Genomic DNA, 25,255 nt, shown 5'->3' on the forward strand with positions numbered 1-25,255 from the left:
AGCAGTTCGCGTCCGTCCTGCTGTCCTTATGGTGGGGTGCATGCGGCCGTCCTCCCCAGCGGCCGCAGCAGACCTACTGCACTCGCAGTCACAGCAGGGCGAACTGCCCGTCCGGGCCTTCTTCGTGGTGTTCCAGTACCGAGGCCGGCCTCCGCCTGGCTGCAGGCACCGGAAGGATTCCGGCCGACCGCAGCGTCACCGCACCCGCTGTCCCCGTCCTGTCGACGCCCGCAGCCGCCAACCGCGCGGCGAAGTCCCGCAGCTCTTCGCGAAGCTGGGCCAGTAGTGTCAGCACGCTGATCAGCTCCAGCAGTTCCGAGGTCGTGGCCCGGGTCCAGGCGGCCGGGCGCAGGGCCTCCAGCGACCCTGGCTCCCCGGGAGCGACCCGCCGCCCGTACCACGCCTCCAGCACCCGTACTCCGCCTGCGGTGGCCTCCCAGGCTTCGGGCGCCACAGGAGCCACCTGGCCGGTGCCGATCCACAAGGCGCGCTCCTGGGGGTCGTACCTCAGATCGTCCGGCTGCGGCCGAGCGGGCAGCGGCGCCCTGACGTAGGGCCGGCTGCCGCCGGGCGGTCGCAGCAGGCCGGTATCGCGGCCCTGCGCGGGATCGGCGTAGCGGGTGCCTCGGGTGTGCAGCCACAGGGACTTGCGGCCCAACGCAGTTCCTTCGTGCCACTGCTCCGGAGTGCGGGGGAGCGGTACGGCGCAGCCGCGGTGGCCGGGGCGGGCCACGGCGGCGATCCAGGCGAGCATGTCCTCGGCGGTGAGATCGGTGCCCAGACGGGAGGCGAGCCAAGGGGTCAGGCCCGGTGCGAGGTTCGGGTCGCGGCCGCCGGGACGCCGGTACAACGGCCGGATCAGGGCGGGCTTGCCGGCCGGTGAGCGTCCGTCGGGCAGCAGGGCGCAGAAGGTCACCGCGGCTTCCTCGGTGTCCGGCAGGGGGCTCTGCTCGATTGCGAAGACCTGCCGGTCGTCGGCGATCCGCCACAGTTCGGGCCGGGCGACGTCGATCAACCGGTGGTCGGGTATCAGCCACTGCTGGTCGAAGGGCCCGTGCTGGATGCGTACCGGCTCCGGGCAGCGGCCGTCCTCGCGGGCGATCGCGGTGGTGGGAGTGTGGTGGCCGGGGAGTTGGGCGACCGGGGTGTGCGGGCCGCGGGCACGGGTCGGGTGCAGCAGGGCGGTTCTGGTGGTGTCGTCCGGCGCGGTGGTGAGGAGTGTCCAGCGTGCTCGCAGGCAGGCGGGCTCGGGTGCCATCGGCCAGCCGCGGCCGATGCGCAGCGGGCGTACCGACCATGGCATCAGGTCGTGCAGCAAAGGCGCGTCATCGCTCACCGCATGCATGCTACTGACGGCCCTCAGGGTGCCTCCATCGTCACGGTGAAGGAGAACCGGTCGCCGCGGTAGTGAATGCGCACCACGTCGACGGCGCGGCCGGTCTCGTCGTAGGTCACACCGGTGTAGTGCAGTATCGGGCTGAGCAGCGGCACTTGCAGCAGGCGGGCGGTGTCCGGGGCGGCCAGCCTGGCCTCGACGGTGTCGGTGATCCGGCTGATCCGCACTCCCAGCACGTCGCGCAGGACCTTCGTCATCGGCCAGCGCTCCAGGTCGGCGAGGTCGATACGGGCGGCGAGTTCGGGACGGACGTGGTTCTCGGCCCAGTTGGTGGGTTCGCCGGACTCGTCATGGCGCAGCCGCCGGAAGAAGACCGCCTCGGTGAGGTCGGGGAAGTGCTCGGCCGCTTCCGGAGGCAGGGCGGCGGGGCCGTGCGCCAGGATCGTGGTGCGCTCCCCGGACTGCTGGGCGACGATGGCGTCCACCGAGCCGAGCAGTTTCACCGGCGCTCCACGCAGCGCCGCCGGTTCGATGAAGGTGCCGCGCCTGCGGTGCCGGGATATCAGGCCCTCGGTCTCCAGTTCCTTCAGTGCCTGGCGCATGGTGAGCACGCTCACTCCGTAGTGCTCGGCGAGGTCCTCCTCGGTGGGAAGGCGCAGCGGGGCGTCCTGCCGTCGGCCCAGAATCGAGGCGCGCAGGGACTGCGAGACCTGGTACCACAGCGGCAGTCTGCGGTTGAGGACCAGCGAGTCGGGGGCGAAGGCGTTCACGGTCGGAAGTTTCTCTCAAGGCCCTCCCAGACCGCGTCGTATCCCTCCTGCCGGTGCCCCGCGCCCAGGGCGAACTCGGTCGGCACCACCGGCCAGCGCGTCTCGAACATGAAGGCCAGTCCGTCGTCGATCTTCTGCGGGCGCAGTTCCGCGGTGCTCGCCCGGTCGAACGTCGTGCGGTCCGGGCCGTGCGCGGACATCATGTTGTGCAGCGAGGCGCCGCCGGGGACGAAGCCCTCGGCCTTCGCGTCGTACGCCCCCTCGACCAGGCCCATGAACTCCGACATCACGTTCCGGTGGAAGTACGGAGGGCGGAAGGTGTCCTCGCCGACCAGCCATCGAGGTGCGAACACCACGAAGTCGGCGCCCGCGAGCCCCGGGGTGTCCGACGGGGAGGTGAGGACGGTGAAGATGGACGGGTCGGGGTGGTCGTAGCTGATCGATCCCAGGACGTTGAAGCGGTGCAGGTCGTAGAGGTAGGGCACGTGGTTGCCGTGCCAGGCGACCACGTCGAGCGGAGAGTGGTCGTAGACGGCCGCCCACAGGTTGCCGCCGAACTTGTTGACCACCTCGGTGTCCTCCTCGCGGTCCTCGTAGGCCGCGACCGGGGCGAGGAAGTCCCGGGCGTTCGCTAGGCCGTTGGCACCGATAGGGCCGAGGTCGGGGAGCTGGAAGGGGCGGCCGTAGTTCTCGCACACGTAGCCGCGGGCGGTCGGATCGAGGAGTTCCACCCGGAAGCGGACGCCGCGCGGGATGAGCGCGACGTGACCGGGTTCGGCCCGCAGCACGCCGAGTTCCGTACCCAAGCGCAGGGCGCCTTCCTGGGGGACGATCAGGAACTCGCCGTCGGCCGAGGAGAAGACGCGGCGGTCCATCGAGGTGTTCGCCGCGTACCAGTGGATGCCGATGCCCTCGCGGCGCAGCACGTCGCCGTTGCCCCCCACGGTGACCAGGCCCTGGACGAAGTCCGTGGGTTCGCCGGGGAGCGGGAGCGGGCCCCAGCGCAGCCGGTTGGGGTCGGGCTCCACGTCGTGGAACGGGGCGCTGCGCAGCGCCCCGTTCGGCACGCGGCGGAACGGGGGGTGGGCGGCGGACGGGCGGATGCGGTAGAGCCAGCTGCGGTGGTTGTGCGACCGGGGCTCGGTGAAGGCGGTGCCGCTGAGCTGCTCGGCGTACAACCCCAAAGGGGCCCGCTGCGGGGCGTTGCGCCCCACGGGGAGGGCACCCGGCACCGCCTCCGTGCTGTGTTCGTTGCCGAACCCCGGCTGGTAGTCGAGGTCCTTGTCGTCGTCGCTGTGCCTGGTGCCTTGCAGCTCCATGCTCCACTCCCCGCTTTGCCGTCGTGATTCCTATGCTGAACCATAGGAATCACGACGGCAAGCCTCACCGCTCGCCTGTGGAAAACTCCGCGGCAGGGATGCGCGAGGCCAGTGCGCGTATCGTCGTCGCGGCGATCACGGCGTGGCCGCGCGCGGAGGCGTGCACCCGGTCGGCGCTGAACAGGTCGCGGTCGGCGGACGCCGGGTGCCCGTGCATCTGCACGACCAGGGCTCCGTGCCGGTCGGCGACCTCGCGGGTCACCTCGTTGAGCACCTCCACGCCCTTCTCCAGCGGTCCGCCGCGCAGTTCGGGTATGGCGTCGACGACGTTGGCGAGGGCGTAGACGAAGAGTGTGGTGCCGGGCGCGCCCAGCGTGTCGAAGAGCCGGTCGAGTTCCGACGCCAGGGCGCGCGGGTCGAAGCCGGGCAGCAGCAGGTCGTTGCCGCCGCAGACGACGCCCAGCAGGTCGGGGGTGAAGGCGGCCGCGGGTTCGGCCTGTTCGGCGCGGACCTGCGCGGCGGTGAGCCCGCGCCTGCCCAGGTTGAGGTAGGCCAGGTCGGGTACGGACCGGCGCAGCGCTCGGGCGAGTCGATCGGCCCAGCACGCGGTGCGGTAGCCGGGTACCGGATCGCCCAGGCCCTCCGCGAGGCTGTCCCCGACGACCGCCAGGCGCCTCCAGGGCGCGCCGTGCAGGACGGCGTCGCTCTCGGTGTCGCTCATGCAGTGCGGGTCGGTGGCTTCGCGCTCGAAGTCCTGGGCGCCGTCCACGGGAGGTGCGGTGTCGAAGGGCGGGAGCGGTGCGGAAGTCATGTCAGGACTCCTTGCGGGTGGACATGGTGCGGGACATGGCAAGGCCGACCACGGCGGAGGCGCCGGCCAGCAGCACGCAGGCCAGGTAGACGTCGCGGAACGCCTGCGGGCCGCCGAGCCGGTGGGCCGCGATGATCGCGCCGGTGGCAGCGGCGCCGAGCGCGCCGCCCAACTGGCGTGCCGTGGTGCTCATTCCGATGCCTGAGGCGAACCGTGACGGCGGTACGGAGGTGGCGGCCGCGGTGGACAGGGCGGTCAGCGTCGCGCCGAACGCCGCACCGCCGATCAGCCCCATCGGCAGCCAGAGGGTCAGGAAGCTTGGGTCCGAACCGAGTTGCTGCCAGGTCCACACGCTCACCGCCGCGAACGCGGCCATCGCCGCGCCGATGACGAACGGAAGCTGATGCGGCTTCGCCCGCTTGCCGACGACGACGGCTGCCAGCGCGGAGGTCAGCGCGCCGGGCGTCACCGCGAAGCCGGCCCTGAGCACCGAGTAGTGCCAGACGGTGGTGAGGAAGAGCGGACCGCTCAGCAGCCAGGCGAAGAGCGCCGCGCCGGTGAACGCGGACGCCGCCGACGCCACCGCGAACGTGCGGTTGCCGAAGAGGCCGGTCTCCACCGCCGGGGCGGGGTGGTGCGCGGAACGCCCCAGCGCGAGCGCGCCCAGGACGGCTCCGCCGGTCGTGGTGCCGATGGTCGCAGCAGAACCCCAACCCCAGTCGCTGCCCTTGGTGAGTCCCAGGACGAGCAGGGCGATGCCGGCGGTGAAGGCGGCGGTGCCGAGCTGGTCGGGCGGCTTCTGCCCTGCGTCGGCGCGTTCCGGCAGGCCGCGTATGCCGGCCGCCACGAGCGCGATGCCGACGGGGATGTTGATGAAGAAGACGGAGCGCCATCCGAAGACGTCGACCAGGACACCGCCCAGGGCCGGTCCGGCCGCGGAGGCCATCGACCCCGCCGCGCCCCAGGCGCCGATCGCCGCGGCGAGGCCGGCAGGCGGGGTGGTGGCCAGCAGCAGCCCCAACGCCGCCGGGATCATGCCCGCCGCGGCTGCTCCCTGCAGGGCGCGGGCGGCGATCAGGAACGGCAGGTCGGGCGCGGCCGCGCACAGCGCGGACGCGACGGTGAACGCGGTCAGCGAGAGCAGGAACACCCTCTTGCGGCCCAGGACATCGGCGATCCGGCCCATCGGGGTGAGCAGGGCGGCGAAGAGCACCGCGTAACTGCTCACCACCCAGGACAGGTCGGAGATCCGCTCGGACGGAAACGAGGTGGCCAGGTCCGGGAAGGCGACGTTGACCACAGTGGTGTCAAGGAACGCGATGAAGGTGGCGCCCGCGCTCAACAGCAGGACGAGCCCGGGCCGGAAGCCGCCGGCCGGTGCGCCGTGCGGCGGGTCGGCCGGCGTGTCGGGGCGGGGAGGGGGCTGGGGAGAGACGGGTGAAGCAGACGGGGTGGACGAGGCGGGTGAGGACATGGCCGTCCTTAGCCTTGCAGGGCGGATACATACTGTTGGTACGGAACATACATACCGAAGGTATGTATGTGTCAAGCGATGCCCTTGGCTAGGGTGGAAGCGGGCAAGGTAGCCGGTTCGATCGGCGGGCAAGAGTGGGAGGCAGGCCGTGGCGGGACCCAACGCAGGCGGAAGCGCGCGGCGCGCCACCGGGCAGGCGCGCGGCGTCGACGGCGACACCGTCTCGACGGCACCGCGCCAGCGCCAGCGCGAGCGCTCCGACGCCACCGTCGACGACCTGGTGACCGCGGCCCGAACCCTGTTCGCCGCCGACGGGTACGGGGCGACCTCGCTTGACGCCGTCTGCGAGCGGGCCGGTGTCACCAAAGGCGCGCTCTACCACCACTTCGCCGGCAAGCGAGAGTTGTTCGGCGCCGTCTACGCGCGCGAACAGGAAGGACTCGCGGCCGCCATCTCCGCCGCGTACCTCAAGGTCGCCGACGACCCGTGGGAAGCGGTCTTCGCCGGCAGCCGCGCCTATCTCGAAGCCTCGCTCGATCCCGAAGTCCAGCGCATCACGCTCTTCGACGCGCCCGGTGCGCTCGGCTGGGAGACGATGCGCACACTCGGCGTCGACTGCCGCGAGTTGACCCTGCGGGGGGTGGCTCGGGCGATCAGGAAAGGGGCGATCCCGGACCGCCCGGCCGACCCCCTCACCTCGATGCTCTACGGCGGTCTCAGCGAGAGCGCGATGGCGGTCGCCCGCGCCGACGACCCGCAGGTCGCGCTCGCGGAGACGCTGGACGGCCTGCGCAGGCTCTTCGACGCCATAGCAAGGGGCTGAACCCGCCGTGCCCGGGCCGGAAAACGCCCGCGGCGCACTGCGCCGCGCTCCCGTCCAGCGCCGCAGCACCGAACGCCTCGCCCGCATCCTCGACGCGTGCGCCCGAGAACTCGACGAAGGCGGCTACGAACGGCTCAGCACGCGCGCGGTGGCCGCGCGTGCGGGAGTGCCCATCGGCTCCGTCTACCGCTTCTTCTCCGACAAGCGGGCCATGACCGACGCGTTGGCCCATCGCAATCTCGACGAGTTCCTCGACCGCACGGCGGCGCGGCTGGCCGAGCCGGACGCCGGGACGGACTGGCGTGCCGCCGTCGACGTGCTGGTCGAGGAGTACACCGCGATGAAGCGGACCGCGCCCGGATTCGCGCTGGTGGACTTCGGCGTGCCGGGCGAGACCAACCAGGACCTCGCCGATCGGCTGCCAGCGCTGCTCGCCGACCGGCTCACCGTCGACCCGGCCGACCCGCGCTTGCGACTGGCGCTCACCGTTGCCGTCGAGGCCGCCGACGCCGCGATGCAACTCGCGTTCCGGACCACCCAAACAGGTGATTTGCGGGTGATCGCCGAGGCGAAAGTGCTGGTCAGGGCCTATCTCGGTACCGTGCTCGAATAACGAACCAATTTTCGACGGGTGGCGGTGCTTACCGCCGGGTAGGTCGTTGTCGGAGCCACTCGGCACCCGTCGGGCGTGATCGACGAGGGCCGGCGAAGGGCGCACGTGGCCATCCATCACCTACGCGAACCCGGGGCTGCCGGGCAAGCACTGGTCATTAAAAACTATCGGCGCTAGTTTGGGCACTGGGCGCAGAGCAGCGATCTCGGAGGGCAGCGTGGACGGCAGGACGGATACGGCAGGCGGTGGCGAGCAGGTCCACCAGGGGCGCGACGAGCTCTATATCGACGGGCGCTGGCGGCCGGCGGCCGCCGACGGGCGGATCGACGTCGTCAACCCGGTGACCGAGCAGGTCATCGCCCAGGTGCCGGCCGGCGACGCCCGGGACGTGGACGCGGCGGTGCGGGCGGCTCGGCAGGCGCTGCCCGGATGGGCGGCGACCGCACCCGGGGAACGTGCGGCGGTGCTGGCCGCAGCGGCGGAGCTGATGGCCGAGCGCCGCGACGAGATCGCCGCGACGATCGCCGCCGAACTGGGCGCGCCGCCCGCGTTCGCGACCGCGGTGCACACGGACATGCCGACCGCGGTGATGGGGCTGTTCGCCAAACTTGCCGCCGAGCACTCCTTCGAGGAACGCATCGGCAACTCCCGGGTGCTGCACGAACCCGTGGGTGTGGTCGGGGCCATCACGCCGTGGAACTACCCGCTGCACCAGGTCGTGGCCAAGGTGGCGCCCGCGCTCGCCGCGGGGTGCACCGTGGTTCTCAAACCCGCTGAGGACACTCCGCTCGTGGCCCAACTGGTGGCGGAGATACTGGACGCGGCGGGCCTGCCCGCCGGGGCGTTCAACCTGGTCACCGGCCTCGGCCCGGTCGCGGGCCAGGCGCTCGCGGAGCACCCGGACGTCGATCTCGTGTCGTTCACCGGGTCCACCGCGGTGGGCAGGCGGATAGGTGCGGCGGCCGGCGGCGCGGTCAAGCGGGTCGCGCTCGAACTCGGCGGCAAGTCGGCGAACGTGATCCTGCCGGGCGCGGACCTGGCCCGCGCGGTCAATGTCGGTGTGGCGAACGTCTTCGCCAACTCCGGGCAGACGTGCAGCGCCTGGACCCGGATGCTGGTGGACGCGGCCCGCTACGACGAGGCGGTCGAACTGGCCACGAAGGCCGCCGCGAAATACGTGCCCGGCGAGCGGCTCGGCCCGGTGGTCAACGCGAAGCAGCGCGACCGGGTCCGCGGCTACATAACGAAGGGCGTCCAGGAAGGCGCCAGGATAGCGGCCGGCGGCAGCGACGCCCCCGACGACCTGACCACCGGGTACTACGTGCGCCCCACCGTCTTCGCGGACGTCGCCCCCGATATGACGATCGCCCAGGAGGAGATCTTCGGCCCGGTGGTGGCGCTCATACGGTACGAGGACGAGGAGGACGCGCTGCGGATCGCCAACGGCACGGTGTACGGACTGGCCGGGGCGGTGTGGGGCGCGGACGAGGCGGAGGCGGTCGCGTTCGCCCGGCGGATGGAGACCGGGCAGGTCGACATCAACGGCGGGCGGTTCAATCCGGCGGCGCCCTTCGGGGGCTACAAGCAGTCGGGCGTCGGGCGGGAGTTGGGCCCGCACGGGCTGTCCGAGTACCTCCAGACCAAGTCGCTGCAGTTCTGATCCTCCGGGTTCCGCGCCCTGGGGTGCCGCCCTCCCCGGCTGCCGCCGGCCGGGTCCCGCCCCTGGCTCCCGCCAGCCAGGTTCCGCCCCGGGGTCCCGCCGACCCGGGTCCCCCCGGTCCTGGCGCCCGGGAAAGCCGACAACTCGACAACCTTCGCAAGCAGCCCAGGAGACACCGTGGTCCGCGCCGCCGTACTGCCCGAAGTGAACGCCCCGCTGGTGGTCACCGACATCGAGTTGCCGCAGCCCGGGCCCGGCCAGGTGCGGGTGAAGCTGGCGGCGGCAGGGGTGTGCCACTCGGATCTGTCGCTGTCCAACGGCACCCTGCGGCAGCCCGTGCCCGCGGTGCTGGGTCACGAAGGGGCGGGCACGGTCGTGGAGGTGGGGGAGGGCGTCGTGCACGTGGCGGTCGGCGACCGGGTGGTGCTCAACTGGGCGCCGGCCTGCGGGTCCTGCCACTTCTGCGGGCTGGCCGAGCCGTGGCTGTGCGCGAACGCGGGCGCGGCGGCGGCAGCACCGTACGCGACGCTGGCCGTCGACGGGAGCGAGCTGTACCCGGGTCTGGGTACCGCGGTGTTCGCGGAGGAGACGGTGGTGGCGGCGAACGCGGTGCTGCCGCTGCCGGAGGGGGTGCCGCTGGGCGATGCGGCGCTGCTCGGTTGCGCGGTGCTGACCGGTTACGGCGCGGTGCACCATGTGGCGGGGGTGCGGCCGGGGGAGTCGGTCGCCGTGTACGGAGTCGGCGGGGTGGGCCTGGCCGTTCTGCAGTCGGCCAGGATCGCCGGGGCGGACCGGATCATCGCGGTCGATGTGGCGCCGGGCAAGGAGGAGTTGGCCAGGGCGGCGGGTGCCACGGACTTCGTGGTGGCGGGTGAGGACACCGCCAAGCGGGTCCGCAAACTCACGGGCGGCTACGGTGCCGACGCGGCCGTCGAGTGCGTGGGCCGCGCCGACACGATCCGTACCGCGTGGTCGTCCACCCGGCGCGGCGGGCGGACCGTGGTCGTCGGTATCGGCGGACAGGACCAGCAGGTTGCTTTCACGGCGCTGGAACTCTTCTACTTCGGCCGTACGTTGTCCGGTTGCGTGTACGGCAACTGCGACCCGGCGAAGGATCTCCCCGTCCTCGCCGGGCACGCACGCGAAGGGCGGCTGGACCTCTCCGCCCTGGTCACCGACCGCATAGGCCTCGACGGCATACCGGATGCCTTCGAGGCGATGACCGCCGGGCGCGGCGGCCGGGCCCTGGTGGTGTTCTGACCGGCCGCCGCGGGCCGGGGTCGCCGGACGGACCCCATGGCCGGTCGCGGAGCTAGGCGACCTGCGCCAGCCACGGTTCGTGCGCGCCGTCGAAGGGGCCCGAGTGCTCGGTGATCGCGTGCGTCAGCCAGGACGCGGCCTGGGTGGCGGCGCGGATGACGTCGGTGGGGTAGCCATAGTGCACCTGGTGCTCGGCGAACTCGTCCTCGTCGACGAGGACCGGGAGCGGGGCGTCGCGGTGGCGCAGGACGTCGAGGTCGAGGTCGACCATGGTGACCTCGGCTGCGGAGGGCCACTGCGGTGGGGTGGTGATGTCGCAGTAGATCGCGGTCTTGCGCGGGGCCGCGTTGAAGGTGGCGGTCCACCAGGCGTCGCGCGGGAAGAGGATGACGTGGGCTTCGGGCAGGTCCAGGGTCCGGCTGTGACCCTTGCGTATGGTGCTGCCTGCGGGGAGGCCGAGCCAGGTTCCGTGTGCGTCCTCACCGAGCCTGCGCATCCGAAGGTTCCAGTGCAGGGAGCCGTCGTACTTGGTGTAGTTGACCTGGACGTGGGCGTCGGCGGGGATGTCGTCGAAAGCGGGCATGCGCGTCATCCTGTCACCGCAGGCGCGGCGGACTCAGCGGAACTGGAGGGCCAGCCCGTCGATGAGGGCACGCAGGCCGGTTTCGAACGCCCCCTCGTCGACCTGCTCGCGATGGCCGGCCAGCAGGTGGGCCTGGCCGAGGTGGGGGTAGTCGGCCGGGTCGTACGCCTGGGGGTCGCCGACGAAGCCGCCCGCGAAGGAGCCGAGCGCCGAGCCGGTGACGAAGTAGCGCATCAGTGCGCCGATCCGGGTCGCCTGCGCGGCGGGCCATCCCGCCTCGACCATGGCGCCGAAGACGGCGTCGGCCATCCGCAGCCCGGCGGGCCGCAGTCCGGGGCCGGTGGCGAGGAAGGGCACGATGTGGGGGTGTTCGGTGAGGGCGGCGCGGTAGGAGCGGCCCCAGGCGAGGAGGGCGGCGCGCCAGTCGGGCCGGCCGTCCGGCGCGGGCGCGAACATCGACAGGTCGACCTGGGCGATGACCGTGTCGGCGGCGGCGTCGAGGATGGCCTCCTTGGTGGCGAAGTGGTTGTAGAGGGACGGCCCGCTGACCCCGAGCTTGGCGGCGAGGCGGCGGGTGGACAGCGCGTTCAGCCCCTCCTCGTCGATGAGGGCGAGCGCCGCCGTCACGATGCGGTCGCGGCTGAGGAGGGGCTTGCGGGGGCGGGCCATGCGGCACATAGTAGAGGCTGCCGCCGGAAAACTAGCGACGGTAGTTTAGGGAAGTCCAGAAGGGCCGGGTGACCGCAGTGGACCTTGAGCTGTCCGAGGAGCAGGCCGCCGTCAAGGCGCTGGCCAGGGAGTTCGCCGACCGGGAGATCGCTCCGCACGCCGTCGAGTGGGACCGGGCGGAGAGCGTGGATCGCGGCATCGTGAAGAAGCTGGGCGCGCTGGGCTTCCTCGGCCTGACCATCGGCGAGGAGTACGGCGGCTCGGGCGGCGACCATCTCGCGTACTGCCTGGTCACCGAGGAGTTGGGGCGCGGTGACTCCGCGGTGCGCGGCATCGTGTCGGTCTCGCTCGGCCTTGTCGCCAAGTCGATAGCGCACTGGGGCAGCGACGCCCAGAAGCGCGCGTGGCTGCCGCGGTTGACGGCCGGCGACGCGATCGGCTGCTTCGGCCTCACCGAACCCGGGACCGGATCGGATGCCGCCAACCTCACCACCCGCGCGGTGCGGGACGGTGACGCGTACGAGATCAGCGGCAGCAAGATGTTCATCACCAACGGCACCTGGGCCGATGTCGTGCTGCTCTTCGCGCGCACCGGCGGCGAAGGCCACCGGGGCGTGAGCGCCTTCCTGGTGCCGGCCGACGCCCCCGGGCTGACCCGCCGCGAGGTGCACGGCAAGCTGGGCCTGCGCGGCCAGGCGACAGCCGAGTTGGTGCTGGACGCGGTACGGGTTCCGGCGGACGCGATGCTCGGGCCCGAGGGGAAGGGCTTCTCCGTTGCCATGTCCGCGCTCGCCAAGGGCCGGATGTCGGTCGCCGCGGGCTGTGTCGGCATCGCGCAGGCGTGCCTGGAGGCGGCCACCGGGTACGCCGGTCAGCGCGAGCAGTTCGGGGTGCCGATCGCCCGGCATCAGCTCGTCCAGGAGATGCTCGCCGACATCGCCGTCGACGTGGACGCCGCGCGGCTGCTCACCTGGCGGGTCGCCGACCTCATCGACCGCGGGCAGCCCTTCGCCACCGAGTCGTCGGTCGCCAAGCTCTACGCCAGCGAGGCCGCGGTGCGCTGCGCCAACAACGCGCTCCAGGTCTTCGGCGGGTATGGCTATATCGACGAATTCCCGGCGGGCAAGCTGCTGCGCGACGCCCGGGTGATGACGTTGTACGAAGGCACTAGCCAGATACAGAAGCTGCTGATCGGGCGGGCGCTGACCGGCATCTCCGCGTTCTAGCGCCGCGGCGGTTCCGGCGGGATCGGCGTGGGTCGTATCGGCTCTGGGTCTGGCTCCGGCTGCCCTGGCCGGCCCGCCTGGCATGCCTTCGCCTCGGTGCGGTCGCCGGCTCCTTCGCCTAGGCCGTGTTTTGGAAGTAGCGCCGTCCGCCCAAAGGGCGGGGCCCGTGGCGTCTGGTGCGTGCGATCGCAAGGCGGAGGGTTGTCCTCGTAGTGGGCCTACTCGGACAAGCCCGACAACGAAGCGAGCGTGCGTGCCAGGCGCCACGGGCCAGGCGGGACTTCCAAAACACGGCCTAAGCGCTTGCTCACCCATGGCGGTAGGGTGTGGCCCTGTCGACCAAGTGGGTGTGACAGGCGTGAGGAGCGTGCGATGACTGCGGAGGCGGCAACCGGCGAGGCGTGGGGTGACATCACCCCCGACGCCGCGAGGCGGCTGGTGATCGCCGCGGTCGAGGCGTTCGCGGAGCGCGGCTACCACGCCACCACCACCCGGGACATCGCCGGCCGGGCCGGGATGAGCCCCGCCGCGCTCTACATCCACTACAAGACCAAGGAAGAACTGCTCTACCAGATCAGCAAGGTCGGCCACCACCGGTCACTGGCCATGCTGGAAGAGGCCCGCGACGCCGACGGCACTCCGGCGGAACGCCTCGCGGCGGCGGTCCGCGTCTTCGTCCGCTGGCACGCCGAGCACCACACCACCGGCCGCATCGTGCAGTACGAACTCGGCGCGCTCGCCCCCGAGCACTACCGCGAGATCGTCGTGCTGCGCCGGCGGAGCGAGGACGCGATCCGGACGGTCATCAAGGACGGTGTGGCGACCGGCGAGTTCGACGTGCCCGATGTCTCCGGGACCACGCTCGCGGTGCTGTCGTTGTGCATCGACGTGGCCCGCTGGTTCAGTCCGGGCGGCAGCCGTACGCCCGACGAGGTCGGCGCGCTCTACGCCGACCTCGTGCTGAGGATGGTCCGCCGGATCGGCTGATCCGATGATCGGCCCGGCCCCCGGCCCCCGGCCCCCGGCTCCCGGGTCCGGCCCCCGGCCCCCGGCGGTCCTGCCGATGAACGCCTCGTAGAGCCGAGGCCCGTTCAGAGGTAGAACCGCGCCACCGTCTCCGCGACGCACACCGGCTTCTCGCCGCCCTCACGCTCGATCGTGACCTGGGTGACGAGCTGGACGCCGCCCGCCTCCGACACCTCGACGATCTTCGCGGTGGCCCGCAGCCGTGAGCCGACCGGCACGGGGGCGGGGAAACGGACCTTGTTGACGCCGTAGTTGACGCCCATCCGGACGCCTTCGACGCTGAACAGCCGCGGGGTCAGCGACGGGATCAGGGAGAGCGTCAGGAAACCGTGCGCGATGGTGGTGCCGAACGGGCCCTGCGCCGCCCGCTCGGGGTCGACGTGAATCCACTGGTGGTCACCGGTCGCCTCGGCGAACTGGTCGATCCGCTTCTGCTCGATCTCCACCCAGTCGGTCCAGCCGAGCTGCTCGCCGACGGCGGCACGGAGTTCGTCGAGCGACGCGAAGACGCGGGGCTGCGGCATGGCGGTGGCCTCCTGGGTAGCTGGTTTCCAAGCGCTTGCTCAGCATGGTTCGGCCCACCCGGGCGTGTCAACGTGCCGCGGCCCCCACCCGTCGCGGTCGTCCACCTCGTCGCGGTCGCCCCGCCCGTCCAGGCCGACCGGTCACACTGCCGCCCCCACCAGCGCGTCGAGCCGCCCCCGCAGCTCCGCCAACCCGTCGAGCTGCGCCGCCTGCCCCGCGATGTCCAGCGCGGCGATCCGGAACACCAGGTGCCGGGCGCCCGCGGCCACGTACCGGCCGAGTTTGTCGACGACCGCGTCGGGTGTCCCCGCGGCGTTCGCCTGGATCTGCTCCATCTCCTCGACCGGGCGCCCGTAGGTGGCCCGGGCGTACGCGTCGAGTGCGGCACGGCCGCCGTCCGCCGCGCCCGTGAGCAGGACGTTCACGAACAGGGCGGGGCTGAACGCGGCGTCGGAACGTCCCGAGGCGGCGGCCGAGGCGCGGATCGCGGCCAGCCCCGTACCGTAGTCGGCCGGGTCGGGCGGGTAGGGGAACCAGCCGTCGTAGTGGCGGCCGGCGCGGGCCTGGGCGGCAGGGGTGGCGCCGCCGAGCCAGATCGGCGGGCCCTGCGGGCGGAAGGTGGGCGTGCCGGGCGCGAGGTCGTCGAAGTGCAGCACCTCGCCGTGGAAGGAGATCGGCCCCTCTCCGGTCCACAGCCGGCGCCACAGGGCGACGGTCTCGTCCAGGCGGGCGAAGCGCTTCGGCCAGGGGGTGCCGGCCATCGCGTAGACGGGTGCGCCGAAGCGGCCGGGGAAGCCCGCGCCGACCGCGAGGACCAGGCGGCCGCCGGACAGCTGGTCCACCGAGGCGATGGTCTGGGCGGCGGTGACCGGTGGGCGCAGGGCCGGCAGCAGGGTGCCGGTGCCCAGGGTCACTCGTTCGGTGGCCGACGCGAGGGCGGTCAGCGCCGTCAGCGCCTCGATCCTCGGCGTCAGCAGCGAGTCGGTGACCCACAGGGAGTCGAAGCCGGCGCGTTCGGCGTGGACCCCGAAGCGCAGCACGTCCCGCGGGCCGTCGTGCGGCGCCCACTGCGCCAGGGTGGTGGGCACGAAGACGCCGAGCCGCAGCGCGTCGTGATCCACGGGACGGGAGCCGGAGCCTGAGCGGGAGCCCGAGCTCGAACCGGAGCCCGGCCCGGTCTCAGAGCCGGTCGGGGAGCCGGCCGGGGAACCGTCGGTCGGGGAACCGTCGGCCGGAGAAGTGAACGTGTTCGTCATACGGCCGAGCGTCCGCGATCGAGGGCATGCCCTCAATTCCCGGCAGGGAATGGCAGATGGGCGGCCGCACCCGTTACAACGGGGGCGTGGACTTCCCCGAGGCGCTGCGCGCCAGCCGCAACCGGCGCCACCTCAGCCAGCTCGAACTCGCCTCCCGCGCGGGCACCACCCAGCGCCACATCAGTTTCATCGAGAACGGCCGCTCGGCGCCCGGCCGGGCCCTGGTGGCACGGCTCGCCGACTCCCTCGCGCTCCCGCTGCGCGAGCGCAACGGGCTGCTGCTCGCCGCCGGTTACGCACCCGTCCACCCCGAACACGACCTCGACGACCCGGCGCTCGCCCCCGCGCTCGAAGCGCTCGACCACGTGCTCGACGGGCACCTGCCCTACCCGGCGATCGTCGTGGACCGGCACGGCACGCTGGTCCGCGCGAACAGCGCGTTCGACGTGATGACGGAGGGCGTCGACCCGGCGCTGCTCGGCCCGCGCGCCAACATCCTGCGGCTCGCCCTGCATCCGGGCGGACTCGCCCCGCGCATCCGCAACTTCCCGCAGTGGGCCCGGCACGTCATCGAGGCACTCCGGGACGAGCAGCGCCGCAACCCCGACGCCCGCCTGGCCGCGCTCCACGCCGAACTGGCGCCCTACGTCGCGGAGTCCGCGCCCGGGGACACCCAACTGCTGGGCTTCGCGGTGCCGATGGAGCTGGAGACGGCGAGCCGCGGCCTGCTGCGCCTGATGACCACGGTCGCGGTCTTCGCGACGGCCGCGGACGTGACGATCGCGGAGCTGAAGCTGGAGGCGTTCCTGCCCGCCGACCGGGCCACCGCCCAGGCGCTCACCGAAGGGGCGGCGCGGGCCGCACCGGTGCGCTAGTCCGCGGTGCGGGCTCCACCGGCTCCACCGGCTCCACCGGCTCCACCGGCTCCACCGGCTCCACCGGCTCCACCGGCTCCACCGGCTCCACCGGCTCCACCGGCTCGGCGAGTTCGGCGGGCTCCCCGGACTCCACGGGTTCCCCGGGTTCCACAGCCTCGGCGGAGCCGGCAGCTTCCGCCGGCTCCGGGCGCTCCGCGAGATGCGCCAGGAGCTGGAGCCGTTCGTACGAGGCCGTCCCCGGTTGCGCGTGGTACGTGATCAGCATCTGCCCGGGCGCCCCCGGCAGCGCCAACTTCTCGTAGTGCAGGTCGAGATCGCCGACCTGCGGGTGCCGGAGCAGCGTGACGCCGCTGGTCTTGAGCCGTACGTCCTGCCGGGCCCACAGGGTGCGGAACCGCTCACTGCGCACGCTCAACTCGCCGATCAGCTCCATCAGTCGGGGGTCGTCCACCCCCGCGACCATGGATCTCAGGTAGGCGACGGTCTTCGCGGTCATCGCGTCCCAGTCGCGGTAGAACTCGCGCATCTCCGGGTCGAGGAACGCGGCACGCAGCGTGCTGACCCCCGGGGCGAAACACGGGTTGAGCGCGACGGCGAGCGGGTTCGCGGCCAGCGTCGTCAGATAGCGGCCGGCCACCATCGCGGGAGTGGTGGTCCAGTTGTCGATCAGCGACTGCACGCCCGGGCTGACCCGCTCCGGCCGTACGGGCCTGCGCCGGGCCGCCGGGCGCCGCGGCCGGGCGAGCGTACGCAGATACGTCTCGGCGTCGGCGTCCAGGTGCAGCGCGCGGGCGAGGGAGTCGAGCACCTGGTCGGAAGGGTGCTGGTCGCGGCCCTGCTCCAGCCGCAGGTAGTACTCCACGCTGATCCCCGCCAGCAGCGCGACCTCCTCGCGCCGCAGCCCGGGCACCCGGCGCCTGGTTCCCGCGGGCAGCCCCACGTCCTCGGGCCGCAGCCGCTCGCGGCGCACCCGGAGGTAGTCGCCCAGCTCACTCACCGTAGCCATGCGTCCCAGCGTACGGCGGGCGTACGGGGGTGTGCGCGGCTCAGCCTGTCCCTGCGGCTACCAGTGTCAGCAGGGTCTTACTGTCCGTGACGGTCGGCCGCATGCTCGACAGCGTCGGCGGATGTCGACGCATCCCGCACCCGTCGGCAGTCGGGCCGGCCGGGCCGAGGACAGGAGCGAAGGACATGAGCGGCGAGCGAGTACTGGTCACGGGTGGCTCGGGCTTCATCGGGGCGCACTGCATCGTGCGCCTGCTGGACGAGGGATACCGGGTACGGACCACGGTCCGTTCTCTGGCGCGCGAGAAGGACGTGCGCGCCATGGTGAGCGCGGGCCGGGCACAGGCGGCGCGCGGCGCGGGCACGGCGGACGGTGGCGCGGGCACAGCGGATGGTGGCGCGGGCACGGCAGACCCCGGCGCGGGCACAGCGGACGGCGGTGACGCGCTGGACTTCGCCGTCGCCGACCTGGGCGCGGACGACGGCTGGGCGGAGGCCGTCGCCGGGTGCGCGTACGTCCTGCATGTCGCCTCGCCCTTCCCGCCCGGCGAGCCCGAGCACGAGGACGACCTGATCGTGCCGGCCCGCGACGGCGCGCTGCGCGTCCTGCGCGCCGCCCGCGACGCGGGAGTCGAGCGCGTGGTGCTCACCTCCTCCTTCGGCGCGGTCGGCTACGGCCACCCGCAGACCGACGAGCCCTTCACCGAGGAGACCTGGACCGACGTCGAGGGTCCCGGGGTCAGCGCGTACGTGAAGTCCAAGACCCTCGCGGAGCGCGCCGCCTGGGAGTTCGCCGCGCGGGAGGGCCGCGGCACGGAACTGGTCGTGGTCAACCCGGTCGGCGTCTTCGGTCCCGTGCTCGGGCCCGACTACTCCGCCTCGATCGCGCTCGTCCGGCGCCTGCTCGACGGGGGGATGCCGGGAGTGCCGCGGATGTACTTCGCGGTGGTGGACGTGCGCGACGTCGCCGACCTGCACCTGCTGGCCATGACCAGCCCGGCCGCGGCGGGGGAGCGGTTCGTGGCGGCGGCCGGCGATGTGACGTCCATGCGCGAGATCGCGGTGCTGCTGAAGGAGCGGCTGGGCGCGGACGCGGCGCGGGTGCCGACGAGGGAACTGCCCGACTGGTCGGTGCGGGCGGCGGGCCGGGTCAGCTCGGCCGCCTCGGGCACGGTCCCGCACCTCGGCACGATCCGGCGCACGAGCAGCGCGAAGGCCCGCCGGCTGCTCGGCTGCTCGGCTGGTCGCCCAGGTCGAACGAGGAGGCGGTGCTGGCGACGGCGGAGAGCCTGCTGCGGCTCGGCCGGGAGTAGGTGCGGCCGGAAGTAGGTGCGGCCGCTGGGGGACCCGGGGTGACAGGGCGCGGCGCCCAGAGGACGGTCCAGGGGATATTGGGTGGCACCCAGGCCCCGGATCAGGCACGATGCGCGGGTTCCGCCCCCGTCGGGGGCCTGTACGGCCGAGGAGTCGCATGAGCCTGCGCCATCACGAGATCGCCGAGTCCGGGCACCGCATCCTGAACCCGATCACCGAGGAGAAGCTGATGCTCCTGGGTGAGGTCTGCCGGCTGGAGGAGGGGCAGCGGCTGCTCGATCTGGCCTGCGGGAAGGGGGAGATGCTCACCCGGTGGGCCGAGCGGTACGGCGTCGGGGGCGTCGGGGTCGACCTGAGCGAGGTGTTCCTGACGGCGGCCCGGCTGCGGGCGGCGGAGCTGGGGGTGGCCGAGCGGGTCGGTTTCGAGCGCGGGGACGCGGGGGCGTACCAGGCCGAGCCGGGGGCGTTCGACGTCGTGTCGTGCATCGGGGCGACCTGGATCGGCGACGGGGTCGGCGGGACCATCGAGTTGCTGCGGCGGGCGCTGCGCCCGGGCGGGTTGATGCTGATCGGGGAGCCGTATCTGACCGAGCCCGCGCCCGAGGAGGCCTTCGAGGCGATGGGGTTCGACCCGGAGGAGTTCACCTCGCTGGTCGGCACGCTGGACCGGTTCGAGGCGGCCGGCATGGAACTGGTGGAGATGGTGCTGGCGGACGGGGACAGCTGGGACCGCTATGTCGCGGAGCAGTGGTTCGCGATCTCGGACTGGCTGCGGGCGGTGCCGGCGGACCATCAGGACGCGGCGGACATGCGGGAGTTCCTGGCGCACGGCCGCCGTACGCATCTGGAGTACCAGCGCCGGTATCTGGGGTGGGGCGTGTTCGTGCTGCGGGAGGCGGCGCCGGGGAAGTGAGCGGGGAGAGGAGGTCGGCGGGCGGCGCGAGCCGGGACAGGGCGGCGGCGCCGGGGAAGTGAGCGGCGGGGCGCGGGTGATGTGCGGGGCTATCGTCACGTTCGCGGCATGTGGGGCGCCGGAGAAAATGAAAAGCTGACGTATGTTCATCTTCCGGGGAGCTGCGTACCGGCGGTAACCTCCGCGCACCGGTACCCGGAAGGAGAAGATATGCCGCTACGGACCCCACGACGGATCGGCACGCGCATCGGCAGGCGGGTCGGCACCTTGAGAACGGCGGCCGCCGCCGCGCTGCTGGCCCTCGGCGCCACACTGATGGCGCCCGGCGCCATGGCAGCGCACGCCGCGGACCCCACCACCGACTACTGCGGAGGCCAGTGCTCGGACATCCTGCCGCCCGGCGAGAACGGCAACGCCACGCTCGCCGACATCCTCGCCAACAAGGCGCTGGGCACGCGCCCCGCGCACACGATGGACCAGCTCGGGCCGTACTCCTCGCTCGCGACCGGGTACCAGGGCCTGACGGACGCGACGTTGAGCAACTTCTTCAACTCCTCCTCCTTCGGGGTGCCTTCGGACCAGGTGGCCTCGGTGATCAGCCCGCGCTCCGACGTCACGATCACCCGGGACAAGGCGACCGGGGTGCCGCACATCAAGGGCACCACGAGGGACGGCACCGAGTTCGGCGCGGGATACGCCGCCGCGCAGGACCGGTTGTGGCTGATGGACCTGTTCCGGCACGTCGGGCGGGGGGAGTTGTCGTCGTTCGCGGGCGGCGCGGCGGCCAACCGCGGCCTGGAGCAGGAGTTCTGGCAGCAGGCCCCGTACACCGAGGACGACCTGCAGGCGCAGGTCGACTGGCTGAGCAACAACAGCGGGGCGCGCGGGAAGCAGGCGCTGGCCGACGCGCAGGACTACATCGACGGCATCAACTCCTACATCACCGCGTCGAAGAACGGACGGTACTTCCCCGGCGAGTACGACCTGACCGGGCACGTCAACGCGATCACGAACGAGGGTGACATCGAGCCGTTCAAGCTGACCGACCTGATCGCGCTCGCCTCCGTGGTGGGCGCGCTGTTCGGTACCGGCGGCGGCGGAGAGGTGCAGTCGGCGCTGTCGCTGATGGCCGCGCAGCAGAAGTACGGCGTGCAGGACGGCACGAACGTGTGGGAGTCGTTCCGCGAACGGGACGACCCCGAGGCGACCTCGACCGTGCACGACGGCACGTCGTTCCCGTACGCGGGCAAGCCGGCCAATCCGCAGGGCGAGGCGCTGCCCGACCCGGGTTCCGTGAAGCCGGAGCCCCTGGTCTACGACGCGACCGGCGGGGCGACCCAGACCACCACCAAGAGCCCGGGGGTGCTGCCCTCGAACCTCTTCTCGGACCCGCGCAAGGGCATGTCCAACGCGCTGGTGGTGAGCGGCGCGCACACCGCGAGCGGCCATCCGGTGGCCGTGTTCGGTCCGCAGACCGGCTACTTCGCGCCGCAGCTGCTGATGCTCCAGGAACTCCAGGGGCCGGGGATCAGCGCGCGCGGCGCGTCGTTCGCGGGGCTCGGCATGTACGTGGAGCTGGGCCGCGGCCAGGACTACGCGTGGAGCGCCACCTCCGCGTCGCAGGACGTGACCGACACCTACGCGGTGCAGCTGTGCCAGGACGACACGCACTACATCCTGCACGGGAGTTGCGTGGCCATGGAGAAGCTGGAGCGCACCAACTCCTGGACGCCCACGCTGGCGGACTCCACGCCCGCCGGTTCCTACCGGATGCAGGTGTGGCGAACGGCGTACGGGCCGGTGATCTACCGGGCCACGATCGACGGGAAACCCGTCGCGTACACGCAGTTGCGCAGTTCGTACATGCACGAGGCCGACTCGATCATCGGGTTCCAGGAGCTGAACGATCCAGGGTTCGTGCATGACGCGGCGTCGTTCCAGAAGGCGGCGCAGGACATCAACTACACCTTCAACTGGTTCTACGCGGACTCCCGGCAGACCGCGTACTACAACAGCGGCACCAACCCGGTGCGGGCGGCCGGCGTGGACGCGTCGTTCCCGGTGTGGGGGACCGGCCCGTACGACTGGCAGGGCTGGGACCCGACCCACAACACCGCGGACTACACGCCGCCTTCGCAGCATCCGCAGTCCATCGACCAGGACTACTACGTCAGTTGGAACAACAAGCAGGCCCCCGGCTACACCTCGGCGACCTTCGGCAACGGCTCGGTGCACCGGGCCGACCTGCTCAACGACCGGGTCAAGGCGCTGGTGCAGGCCGGCGGCGTGACCAGGGCCTCGCTCGTCAAGGCGATGTCGGACGCGTCGCTGACCGACCTGCGCGGTGAGGACGTGCTGCCCGACCTGCTCCAGGTGATCAACAGCTCGCCGGTGACCGACAGCCAGGAGGCCACCGCCGTACAGCAGTTGACCGCGTGGGGTGCGGCGGGCACCAAGCGCACGGAGACCTCGGCCGGTTCGCACACGTACGCCAACGCGGACGCGGTGCGGATCATGGACGCATGGTGGCCGCTGCTGATCCAGGGCGAGTTCGAGCCCGGGCTCGGCACCGACCTGTACAACGCGCTGGCGACGAACCTGACCATCGACGAGTCGCCCTCGGCCGGGCACGGTCCGACCGGCTCGCACGCGGGCAGCTCGTTCCAGTACGGCTGGTGGTCGTACGCCGACAAGGACCTGCGCAAGGTGCTCGGCCAGAGCGTGCAGGGCCCGCTGGCGCACACGTACTGCGGCGGCGGCCAGCTCGCGGCCTGCCGGGACATGCTGCTGTCCACCCTGAAGCAGGCGGCCGCCACCCCGGCGACCACCGTCTACCCGGGCGACGACGGCGGCTGCTCGGCCGGCGACCAGTGGTGCGCCGACTCGATCGTGCAGCGGCCGCTCGGCGGCATCACGGACGACCGGATCAGCTGGCAGAACCGGCCGACCTACCAGCAGGTGGTGGAGTTCCCCTCGCACCGCTGAGCACACCAGATCGGCTCCGCTGAGCACGCAGGAGCCACTCCGGAGCCACACCGGCACCGCCCGGGCTGCCGGAATCGTCAGGCGGCGCGGAGCCGTACGGCAGGAAGGGCCGGGTCCCGAGCAGGGGCCCGGCCCTTCCGCACGCCTCACCCGGCCCTTCCGTACGCCCCTTCCGCAGCGGTGACCGACCGCTTAGTATGCGAAGGGCAGGCGAAGGGTCGAAACCTCGAGTCGAAGGAGACACGTCGTGGTCGTGGAAGCGCTGCGCGACGCCCGGGTGGTCGTCACCGGGGCCGGAGGCGGCATCGGCGCCGCGCTTGCCCGCCGATTCGCGGCCGAGGGCGCCCGGGTGGCCGTCAACGACCTCGACGCCGAAGCCGCCCGCGAGACCGCCGCCGAGATCGGCGCCGCGGTCGTGCCCGGCGACGCCTCCGACGTGGTGCCCGCCGCCCGGACCGCGCTGGGCGGCACCATCGACGTGTTCTGCGCCAACGCCGGAGTCGGCACCGGCGGCGGCCCCGAAGCGGACGACGCCGCCTGGGAACTGGCCTGGGACGTCAACGTGATGAGCCATGTCCGCGCCGCCCGCGCGCTGCTCCCCGGCTGGCTGGAGCGCGGGTCGGGCCGCTTCGTGTCCACCGTGTCCGCCGCCGGGCTGCTGACGATGATCGGCGCGGCGCCGTACTCCGTGACCAAGCACGGCGCGCTCGCGTTCGCCGAGTGGATGTCGCTCACCTACCGGCACCGCGGCATCCGTGTGCACGCGGTCTGCCCGCAGGGGGTGCGCACCGCGATGCTCGCCTCCACCGGCCCCGCCGGGGACCTGGTGCTCGCGCCGACCGCGATCGAGCCCGAGGACGTCGCCGACGCGGTGCTCGACGGCATCGCGGCCGACCGCTTCCTGATCCTCCCGCACCCCGAGGTCGCCGGGTACTACGCGACCCGGGCCGAGGAACCCGAACGCTGGCTCGGCGGCATGAACAAGCTCCAGCGGCAGTACGAGGGGCAACTCGCCGCCGCCGAGGGAGGCGAGCGGGCATGACGACCTACGCCGACCAGCCCTGGCTGAAGCACTTCACCGAGGAGCAGCGCTCCGGGACCGAGCACCCGCCGTCCGTGCTGCACACCTTCCTCGCGTCCGCCGAGCGCGCGCCCGGCCACCCCGCGCTGCGCTACTTCGACGGCACGCTGTCCTACGGCGAACTCGACACCCTCTCCGACGGCCTCGCCCGCCACCTGACCGCGCACGGCTTCGCCCCCGGCGACCGGCTCGCGATCATGCTCCAGAACGTGCCGCAGTTCGTGATCGGCCTGCTCGCCGCGTGGAAGGCCGGTGGCGCGGTGATCCCGGTCAACCCGATGTACAAGCGGCAGGAGTTGGCCCACATCCTCCGCGACGCGGACGCCGCGGCGATCCTGTGCGCGAACACCGCCTGGGAGGCGTACGTCCGGGACACCGCCGCCGACTCGCCGGTCCGGATCGCGCTGACCGCCGACGAGCACGACTTCCAGAGCCGGGACGACGCCCGGGTGCTCGGTGAACGGCGGCCGCCCGTGCCCGCCGCCGACGGCGCCCGGCCCGACGACCCCGCGCGGGACGTCCTGGCCGTCGCCCGCGCCGGGGCCGGGGCCGGTCCCGTACGATCCGCGACGGACCTGCCCCCCGCCACGGACCTGCCCGCCACGGACCTGCCCCTCGCCGACCTGCCCGCCGCCGGCGACATCGCGCTGGTCAGCTACACCTCCGGCACCAGCGGCCGCCCCAAGGGCGCCCTCAACACCCACGGCAACATCTCCTTCAACGCCCACCGCCAGGTCCGTATCCAGCAACTCCCCGACGGCGCCGTGGTGTTCGCGCTGGCGCCGCTGTTCCACATCACCGGCATGGTCTGCCAGCTCGCCGCGGCCCTGGCCGGCGGGCACACCGTGGCGCTCACCTACCGCTTCGAGCCCGGCGTGGTGCTCGACGCGTTCCGCGAGTACCGCCCGGCCTACACCGTCGGCCCGTCGACCGCGTTCATGGCGCTGCTGGCCCGGCCCGACGCCGTGCCCGACGACTTCGCCTCCTTCCAGCTGATCTCCTCCGGCGGCGCCCCGCTGCCGCCCGCCGTCGTGGAGTCCTTCCGGGCCCGCTCCGGCGGCCGCTACCTCGCCAACGGCTACGGCCTGACGGAGTGCACCGCGCCGTGCGCGAGCGTCCCGCCGGGCCTGGAGGCCCCCGTCGACCCGGAGTCCGGCACCCTCGCGGTCGGCGTGCCCGGCCCCGGCACCGTGGTCCGCATCCTCGACGACGCCGGCGCCGAGGTGCCGATCGGCCAGTCCGGCGAGATCGCGGTCACCGGGCCGATGGTCGTACCGGGGTACTGGAACAAGCCCGAGGAGTCCGCGGCGGCCCTGCCCGGCGGTGAGTTGCTCACCGGCGACATCGGGTTCATGGACGAGGACGGCTGGCTCTACGTCGTCGACCGCAAGAAGGACATGATCAGCGCGTCCGGCTTCAAGGTCTGGCCGCGCGAGGTCGAGGACGTGCTCTACACCCACCCTGCCGTGCGCGAGGCCGCGGTCGTCGGGGTGCCCGACGCCTACCGCGGCGAGAGCGTCAAGGCGTACGTCAGCCTGCGGCCCGGCGCCGCCGCCGACCCGGCCGAACTGGTCGCGTACTGCAAGGAGCGGCTGGCGGCGTTCAAGTACCCGCGGCAGGTCGAGGTGCTCGCCGAACTGCCCAAGACCGCCACCGGGAAGATCCTGCGCCGGGAACTGAAAACGGCGGCCGGATAGGGTCCATACCGGTCGGAATGCCGGCCGGCCG

General features: G+C 72.5%; 22 protein-coding genes. 12 read left to right on the forward strand and 10 right to left on the reverse strand.

From position 1 onward, the window contains the following. Positions 1–88: 88 nt before the first annotated feature. From OG896_RS31825 to OG896_RS31845, 5 genes are all read right to left on the reverse strand, one after another. Entirely contained in the window at positions 89–1,345 is a 1,257-nt protein-coding gene (locus OG896_RS31825) for a type ISP restriction/modification enzyme (protein ID WP_329370847.1), read from the reverse strand. Positions 1,346–1,359: 14 nt separating this feature from the next. Further along, positions 1,360–2,106 (reverse strand): GntR family transcriptional regulator, encoded by a 747-nt coding sequence (locus OG896_RS31830; protein WP_329370849.1) that lies wholly within the window; start codon positions 2,104–2,106, stop codon positions 1,360–1,362. Beyond that, on the reverse strand, positions 2,103–3,425 hold the full coding sequence (gene hmgA, locus OG896_RS31835; protein WP_329370851.1) for a homogentisate 1,2-dioxygenase: 1,323 nt from the start codon (positions 3,423–3,425) through the stop codon (positions 2,103–2,105). The genes OG896_RS31830 and hmgA overlap by 4 nt, the downstream gene beginning before the upstream one ends. A gap of 64 nt (positions 3,426–3,489) precedes the next feature. Then, positions 3,490–4,236: an SGNH/GDSL hydrolase family protein gene (locus OG896_RS31840; RefSeq protein ID WP_329370853.1), complete on the reverse strand. Its 747-nt coding sequence runs from the start codon at positions 4,234–4,236 to the stop codon at positions 3,490–3,492. A gap of 1 nt (position 4,237) precedes the next feature. After that, a complete protein-coding gene (locus OG896_RS31845; RefSeq protein ID WP_329370854.1) occupies positions 4,238–5,710 on the reverse strand; it encodes an MFS transporter in 1,473 nt (490 codons plus the stop codon). A 148-nt stretch (positions 5,711–5,858) separates the two neighbouring features. Between OG896_RS31845 and OG896_RS31850 the strand changes: the two genes are divergently transcribed. The 4 genes from OG896_RS31850 (at position 5,859) to OG896_RS31865 (ending at position 10,066) form a co-directional block, all read left to right on the forward strand. Further along, the gene (locus OG896_RS31850) at positions 5,859–6,533 is read left to right on the forward strand and encodes a TetR/AcrR family transcriptional regulator (protein WP_329370856.1); all 675 of its coding nucleotides are present in this window, start codon (positions 5,859–5,861) and stop codon (positions 6,531–6,533) included. A gap of 7 nt (positions 6,534–6,540) precedes the next feature. Then, entirely contained in the window at positions 6,541–7,146 is a 606-nt protein-coding gene (locus OG896_RS31855) for a TetR/AcrR family transcriptional regulator (RefSeq protein ID WP_329370858.1), read from the forward strand. Positions 7,147–7,363: 217 nt separating this feature from the next. Next, positions 7,364–8,806, forward strand: coding sequence for an aldehyde dehydrogenase family protein (locus OG896_RS31860; protein WP_329370860.1), 1,443 nt, complete (start codon positions 7,364–7,366; stop codon positions 8,804–8,806). Between the two features lie 177 nt (positions 8,807–8,983). Next, positions 8,984–10,066 (forward strand): zinc-binding dehydrogenase, encoded by a 1,083-nt coding sequence (locus tag OG896_RS31865; protein WP_329370862.1) that lies wholly within the window; start codon positions 8,984–8,986, stop codon positions 10,064–10,066. Between the two features lie 52 nt (positions 10,067–10,118). Here OG896_RS31865 and OG896_RS31870 read toward each other — a convergent pair whose 3' ends face one another. Together OG896_RS31870 and OG896_RS31875 are read right to left on the reverse strand one after the other, a co-directional pair. Further along, entirely contained in the window at positions 10,119–10,649 is a 531-nt protein-coding gene (locus OG896_RS31870; protein WP_329370864.1) for a DUF402 domain-containing protein, read from the reverse strand. Positions 10,650–10,682: 33 nt separating this feature from the next. Next, positions 10,683–11,318, reverse strand: a complete 636-nt coding sequence (locus OG896_RS31875; protein WP_328462420.1) for a TetR/AcrR family transcriptional regulator — start codon at positions 11,316–11,318, stop codon at positions 10,683–10,685. A 77-nt stretch (positions 11,319–11,395) separates the two neighbouring features. Between OG896_RS31875 and OG896_RS31880 the strand changes: the two genes are divergently transcribed. Together OG896_RS31880 and OG896_RS31885 are read left to right on the forward strand one after the other, a co-directional pair. Continuing rightward, the gene (locus OG896_RS31880; RefSeq protein WP_329374397.1) at positions 11,396–12,544 is read left to right on the forward strand and encodes an acyl-CoA dehydrogenase family protein; all 1,149 of its coding nucleotides are present in this window, start codon (positions 11,396–11,398) and stop codon (positions 12,542–12,544) included. A 372-nt stretch (positions 12,545–12,916) separates the two neighbouring features. Further along, positions 12,917–13,531, forward strand: a complete 615-nt coding sequence (locus tag OG896_RS31885) for a TetR/AcrR family transcriptional regulator (RefSeq protein ID WP_328462418.1) — start codon at positions 12,917–12,919, stop codon at positions 13,529–13,531. Positions 13,532–13,635: 104 nt separating this feature from the next. On the opposite strand, the gene OG896_RS31890 is transcribed toward OG896_RS31885, so the two are convergent. Beyond that, on the reverse strand, positions 13,636–14,094 hold the full coding sequence (locus OG896_RS31890) for a MaoC family dehydratase (protein ID WP_329370867.1): 459 nt from the start codon (positions 14,092–14,094) through the stop codon (positions 13,636–13,638). Between the two features lie 141 nt (positions 14,095–14,235). Further along, on the reverse strand, positions 14,236–15,351 hold the full coding sequence (locus OG896_RS31895) for an LLM class flavin-dependent oxidoreductase (protein ID WP_329370869.1): 1,116 nt from the start codon (positions 15,349–15,351) through the stop codon (positions 14,236–14,238). A gap of 86 nt (positions 15,352–15,437) precedes the next feature. On the opposite strand from OG896_RS31895, the gene OG896_RS31900 reads away from it, so the two are divergent. After that, on the forward strand, positions 15,438–16,226 hold the full coding sequence (locus tag OG896_RS31900; RefSeq protein WP_329374398.1) for a helix-turn-helix transcriptional regulator: 789 nt from the start codon (positions 15,438–15,440) through the stop codon (positions 16,224–16,226). Here the strand turns inward: OG896_RS31900 and OG896_RS31905 are convergent. Next, on the reverse strand, positions 16,189–17,235 hold the full coding sequence (locus OG896_RS31905) for a helix-turn-helix transcriptional regulator (protein ID WP_329370870.1): 1,047 nt from the start codon (positions 17,233–17,235) through the stop codon (positions 16,189–16,191). The two genes, OG896_RS31900 and OG896_RS31905, sit on opposite strands and share 38 nt — an antisense overlap. Positions 17,236–17,420: 185 nt before the next feature. Between OG896_RS31905 and OG896_RS31910 the strand changes: the two genes are divergently transcribed. From OG896_RS31910 to OG896_RS31930, 5 genes are all read left to right on the forward strand, one after another. After that, positions 17,421–18,563 (forward strand): SDR family oxidoreductase, encoded by a 1,143-nt coding sequence (locus OG896_RS31910; RefSeq protein ID WP_329370871.1) that lies wholly within the window; start codon positions 17,421–17,423, stop codon positions 18,561–18,563. Positions 18,564–18,705: 142 nt separating this feature from the next. Continuing rightward, the gene (locus tag OG896_RS31915; protein ID WP_329370873.1) at positions 18,706–19,461 is read left to right on the forward strand and encodes an SAM-dependent methyltransferase; all 756 of its coding nucleotides are present in this window, start codon (positions 18,706–18,708) and stop codon (positions 19,459–19,461) included. A gap of 210 nt (positions 19,462–19,671) precedes the next feature. Next, positions 19,672–22,446, forward strand: coding sequence for a penicillin acylase family protein (locus OG896_RS31920; RefSeq protein ID WP_329370874.1), 2,775 nt, complete (start codon positions 19,672–19,674; stop codon positions 22,444–22,446). A 253-nt stretch (positions 22,447–22,699) separates the two neighbouring features. After that, entirely contained in the window at positions 22,700–23,488 is a 789-nt protein-coding gene (locus OG896_RS31925; protein ID WP_329374399.1) for an SDR family oxidoreductase, read from the forward strand. Then, on the forward strand, positions 23,485–25,224 hold the full coding sequence (locus tag OG896_RS31930; protein WP_329370876.1) for an AMP-binding protein: 1,740 nt from the start codon (positions 23,485–23,487) through the stop codon (positions 25,222–25,224). The genes OG896_RS31925 and OG896_RS31930 overlap by 4 nt, the downstream gene beginning before the upstream one ends. Positions 25,225–25,255 lie beyond the last annotated feature (31 nt).

Source organism: Streptomyces sp. NBC_00669 (assembly GCF_036226785.1).
Classification (GTDB): domain Bacteria; phylum Actinomycetota; class Actinomycetes; order Streptomycetales; family Streptomycetaceae; genus Actinacidiphila.

Coding starts and splice junctions, on each gene's coding strand:
- OG896_RS31825 (WP_329370847.1), bottom strand. CDS start 1,345: ATGCATGCGGTGAGCGATGACGCGCCTTTGCTGCACGACCTGATGCCA.
- hmgA (WP_329370851.1), bottom strand. CDS start 3,425: ATGGAGCTGCAAGGCACCAGGCACAGCGACGACGACAAGGACCTCGAC.
- OG896_RS31840 (WP_329370853.1), bottom strand. CDS start 4,236: ATGACTTCCGCACCGCTCCCGCCCTTCGACACCGCACCTCCCGTGGAC.
- OG896_RS31845 (WP_329370854.1), bottom strand. CDS start 5,710: ATGTCCTCACCCGCCTCGTCCACCCCGTCTGCTTCACCCGTCTCTCCC.
- OG896_RS31870 (WP_329370864.1), bottom strand. CDS start 10,649: ATGCCCGCTTTCGACGACATCCCCGCCGACGCCCACGTCCAGGTCAAC.
- OG896_RS31875 (WP_328462420.1), bottom strand. CDS start 11,318: ATGGCCCGCCCCCGCAAGCCCCTCCTCAGCCGCGACCGCATCGTGACG.
- OG896_RS31885 (WP_328462418.1), top strand. CDS start 12,917: ATGACTGCGGAGGCGGCAACCGGCGAGGCGTGGGGTGACATCACCCCC.
- OG896_RS31890 (WP_329370867.1), bottom strand. CDS start 14,094: ATGCCGCAGCCCCGCGTCTTCGCGTCGCTCGACGAACTCCGTGCCGCC.
- OG896_RS31895 (WP_329370869.1), bottom strand. CDS start 15,351: ATGACGAACACGTTCACTTCTCCGGCCGACGGTTCCCCGACCGACGGT.
- OG896_RS31905 (WP_329370870.1), bottom strand. CDS start 17,235: ATGGCTACGGTGAGTGAGCTGGGCGACTACCTCCGGGTGCGCCGCGAG.
- OG896_RS31910 (WP_329370871.1), top strand. CDS start 17,421: ATGAGCGGCGAGCGAGTACTGGTCACGGGTGGCTCGGGCTTCATCGGG.
- OG896_RS31915 (WP_329370873.1), top strand. CDS start 18,706: ATGAGCCTGCGCCATCACGAGATCGCCGAGTCCGGGCACCGCATCCTG.
- OG896_RS31920 (WP_329370874.1), top strand. CDS start 19,672: ATGCCGCTACGGACCCCACGACGGATCGGCACGCGCATCGGCAGGCGG.
- OG896_RS31930 (WP_329370876.1), top strand. CDS start 23,485: ATGACGACCTACGCCGACCAGCCCTGGCTGAAGCACTTCACCGAGGAG.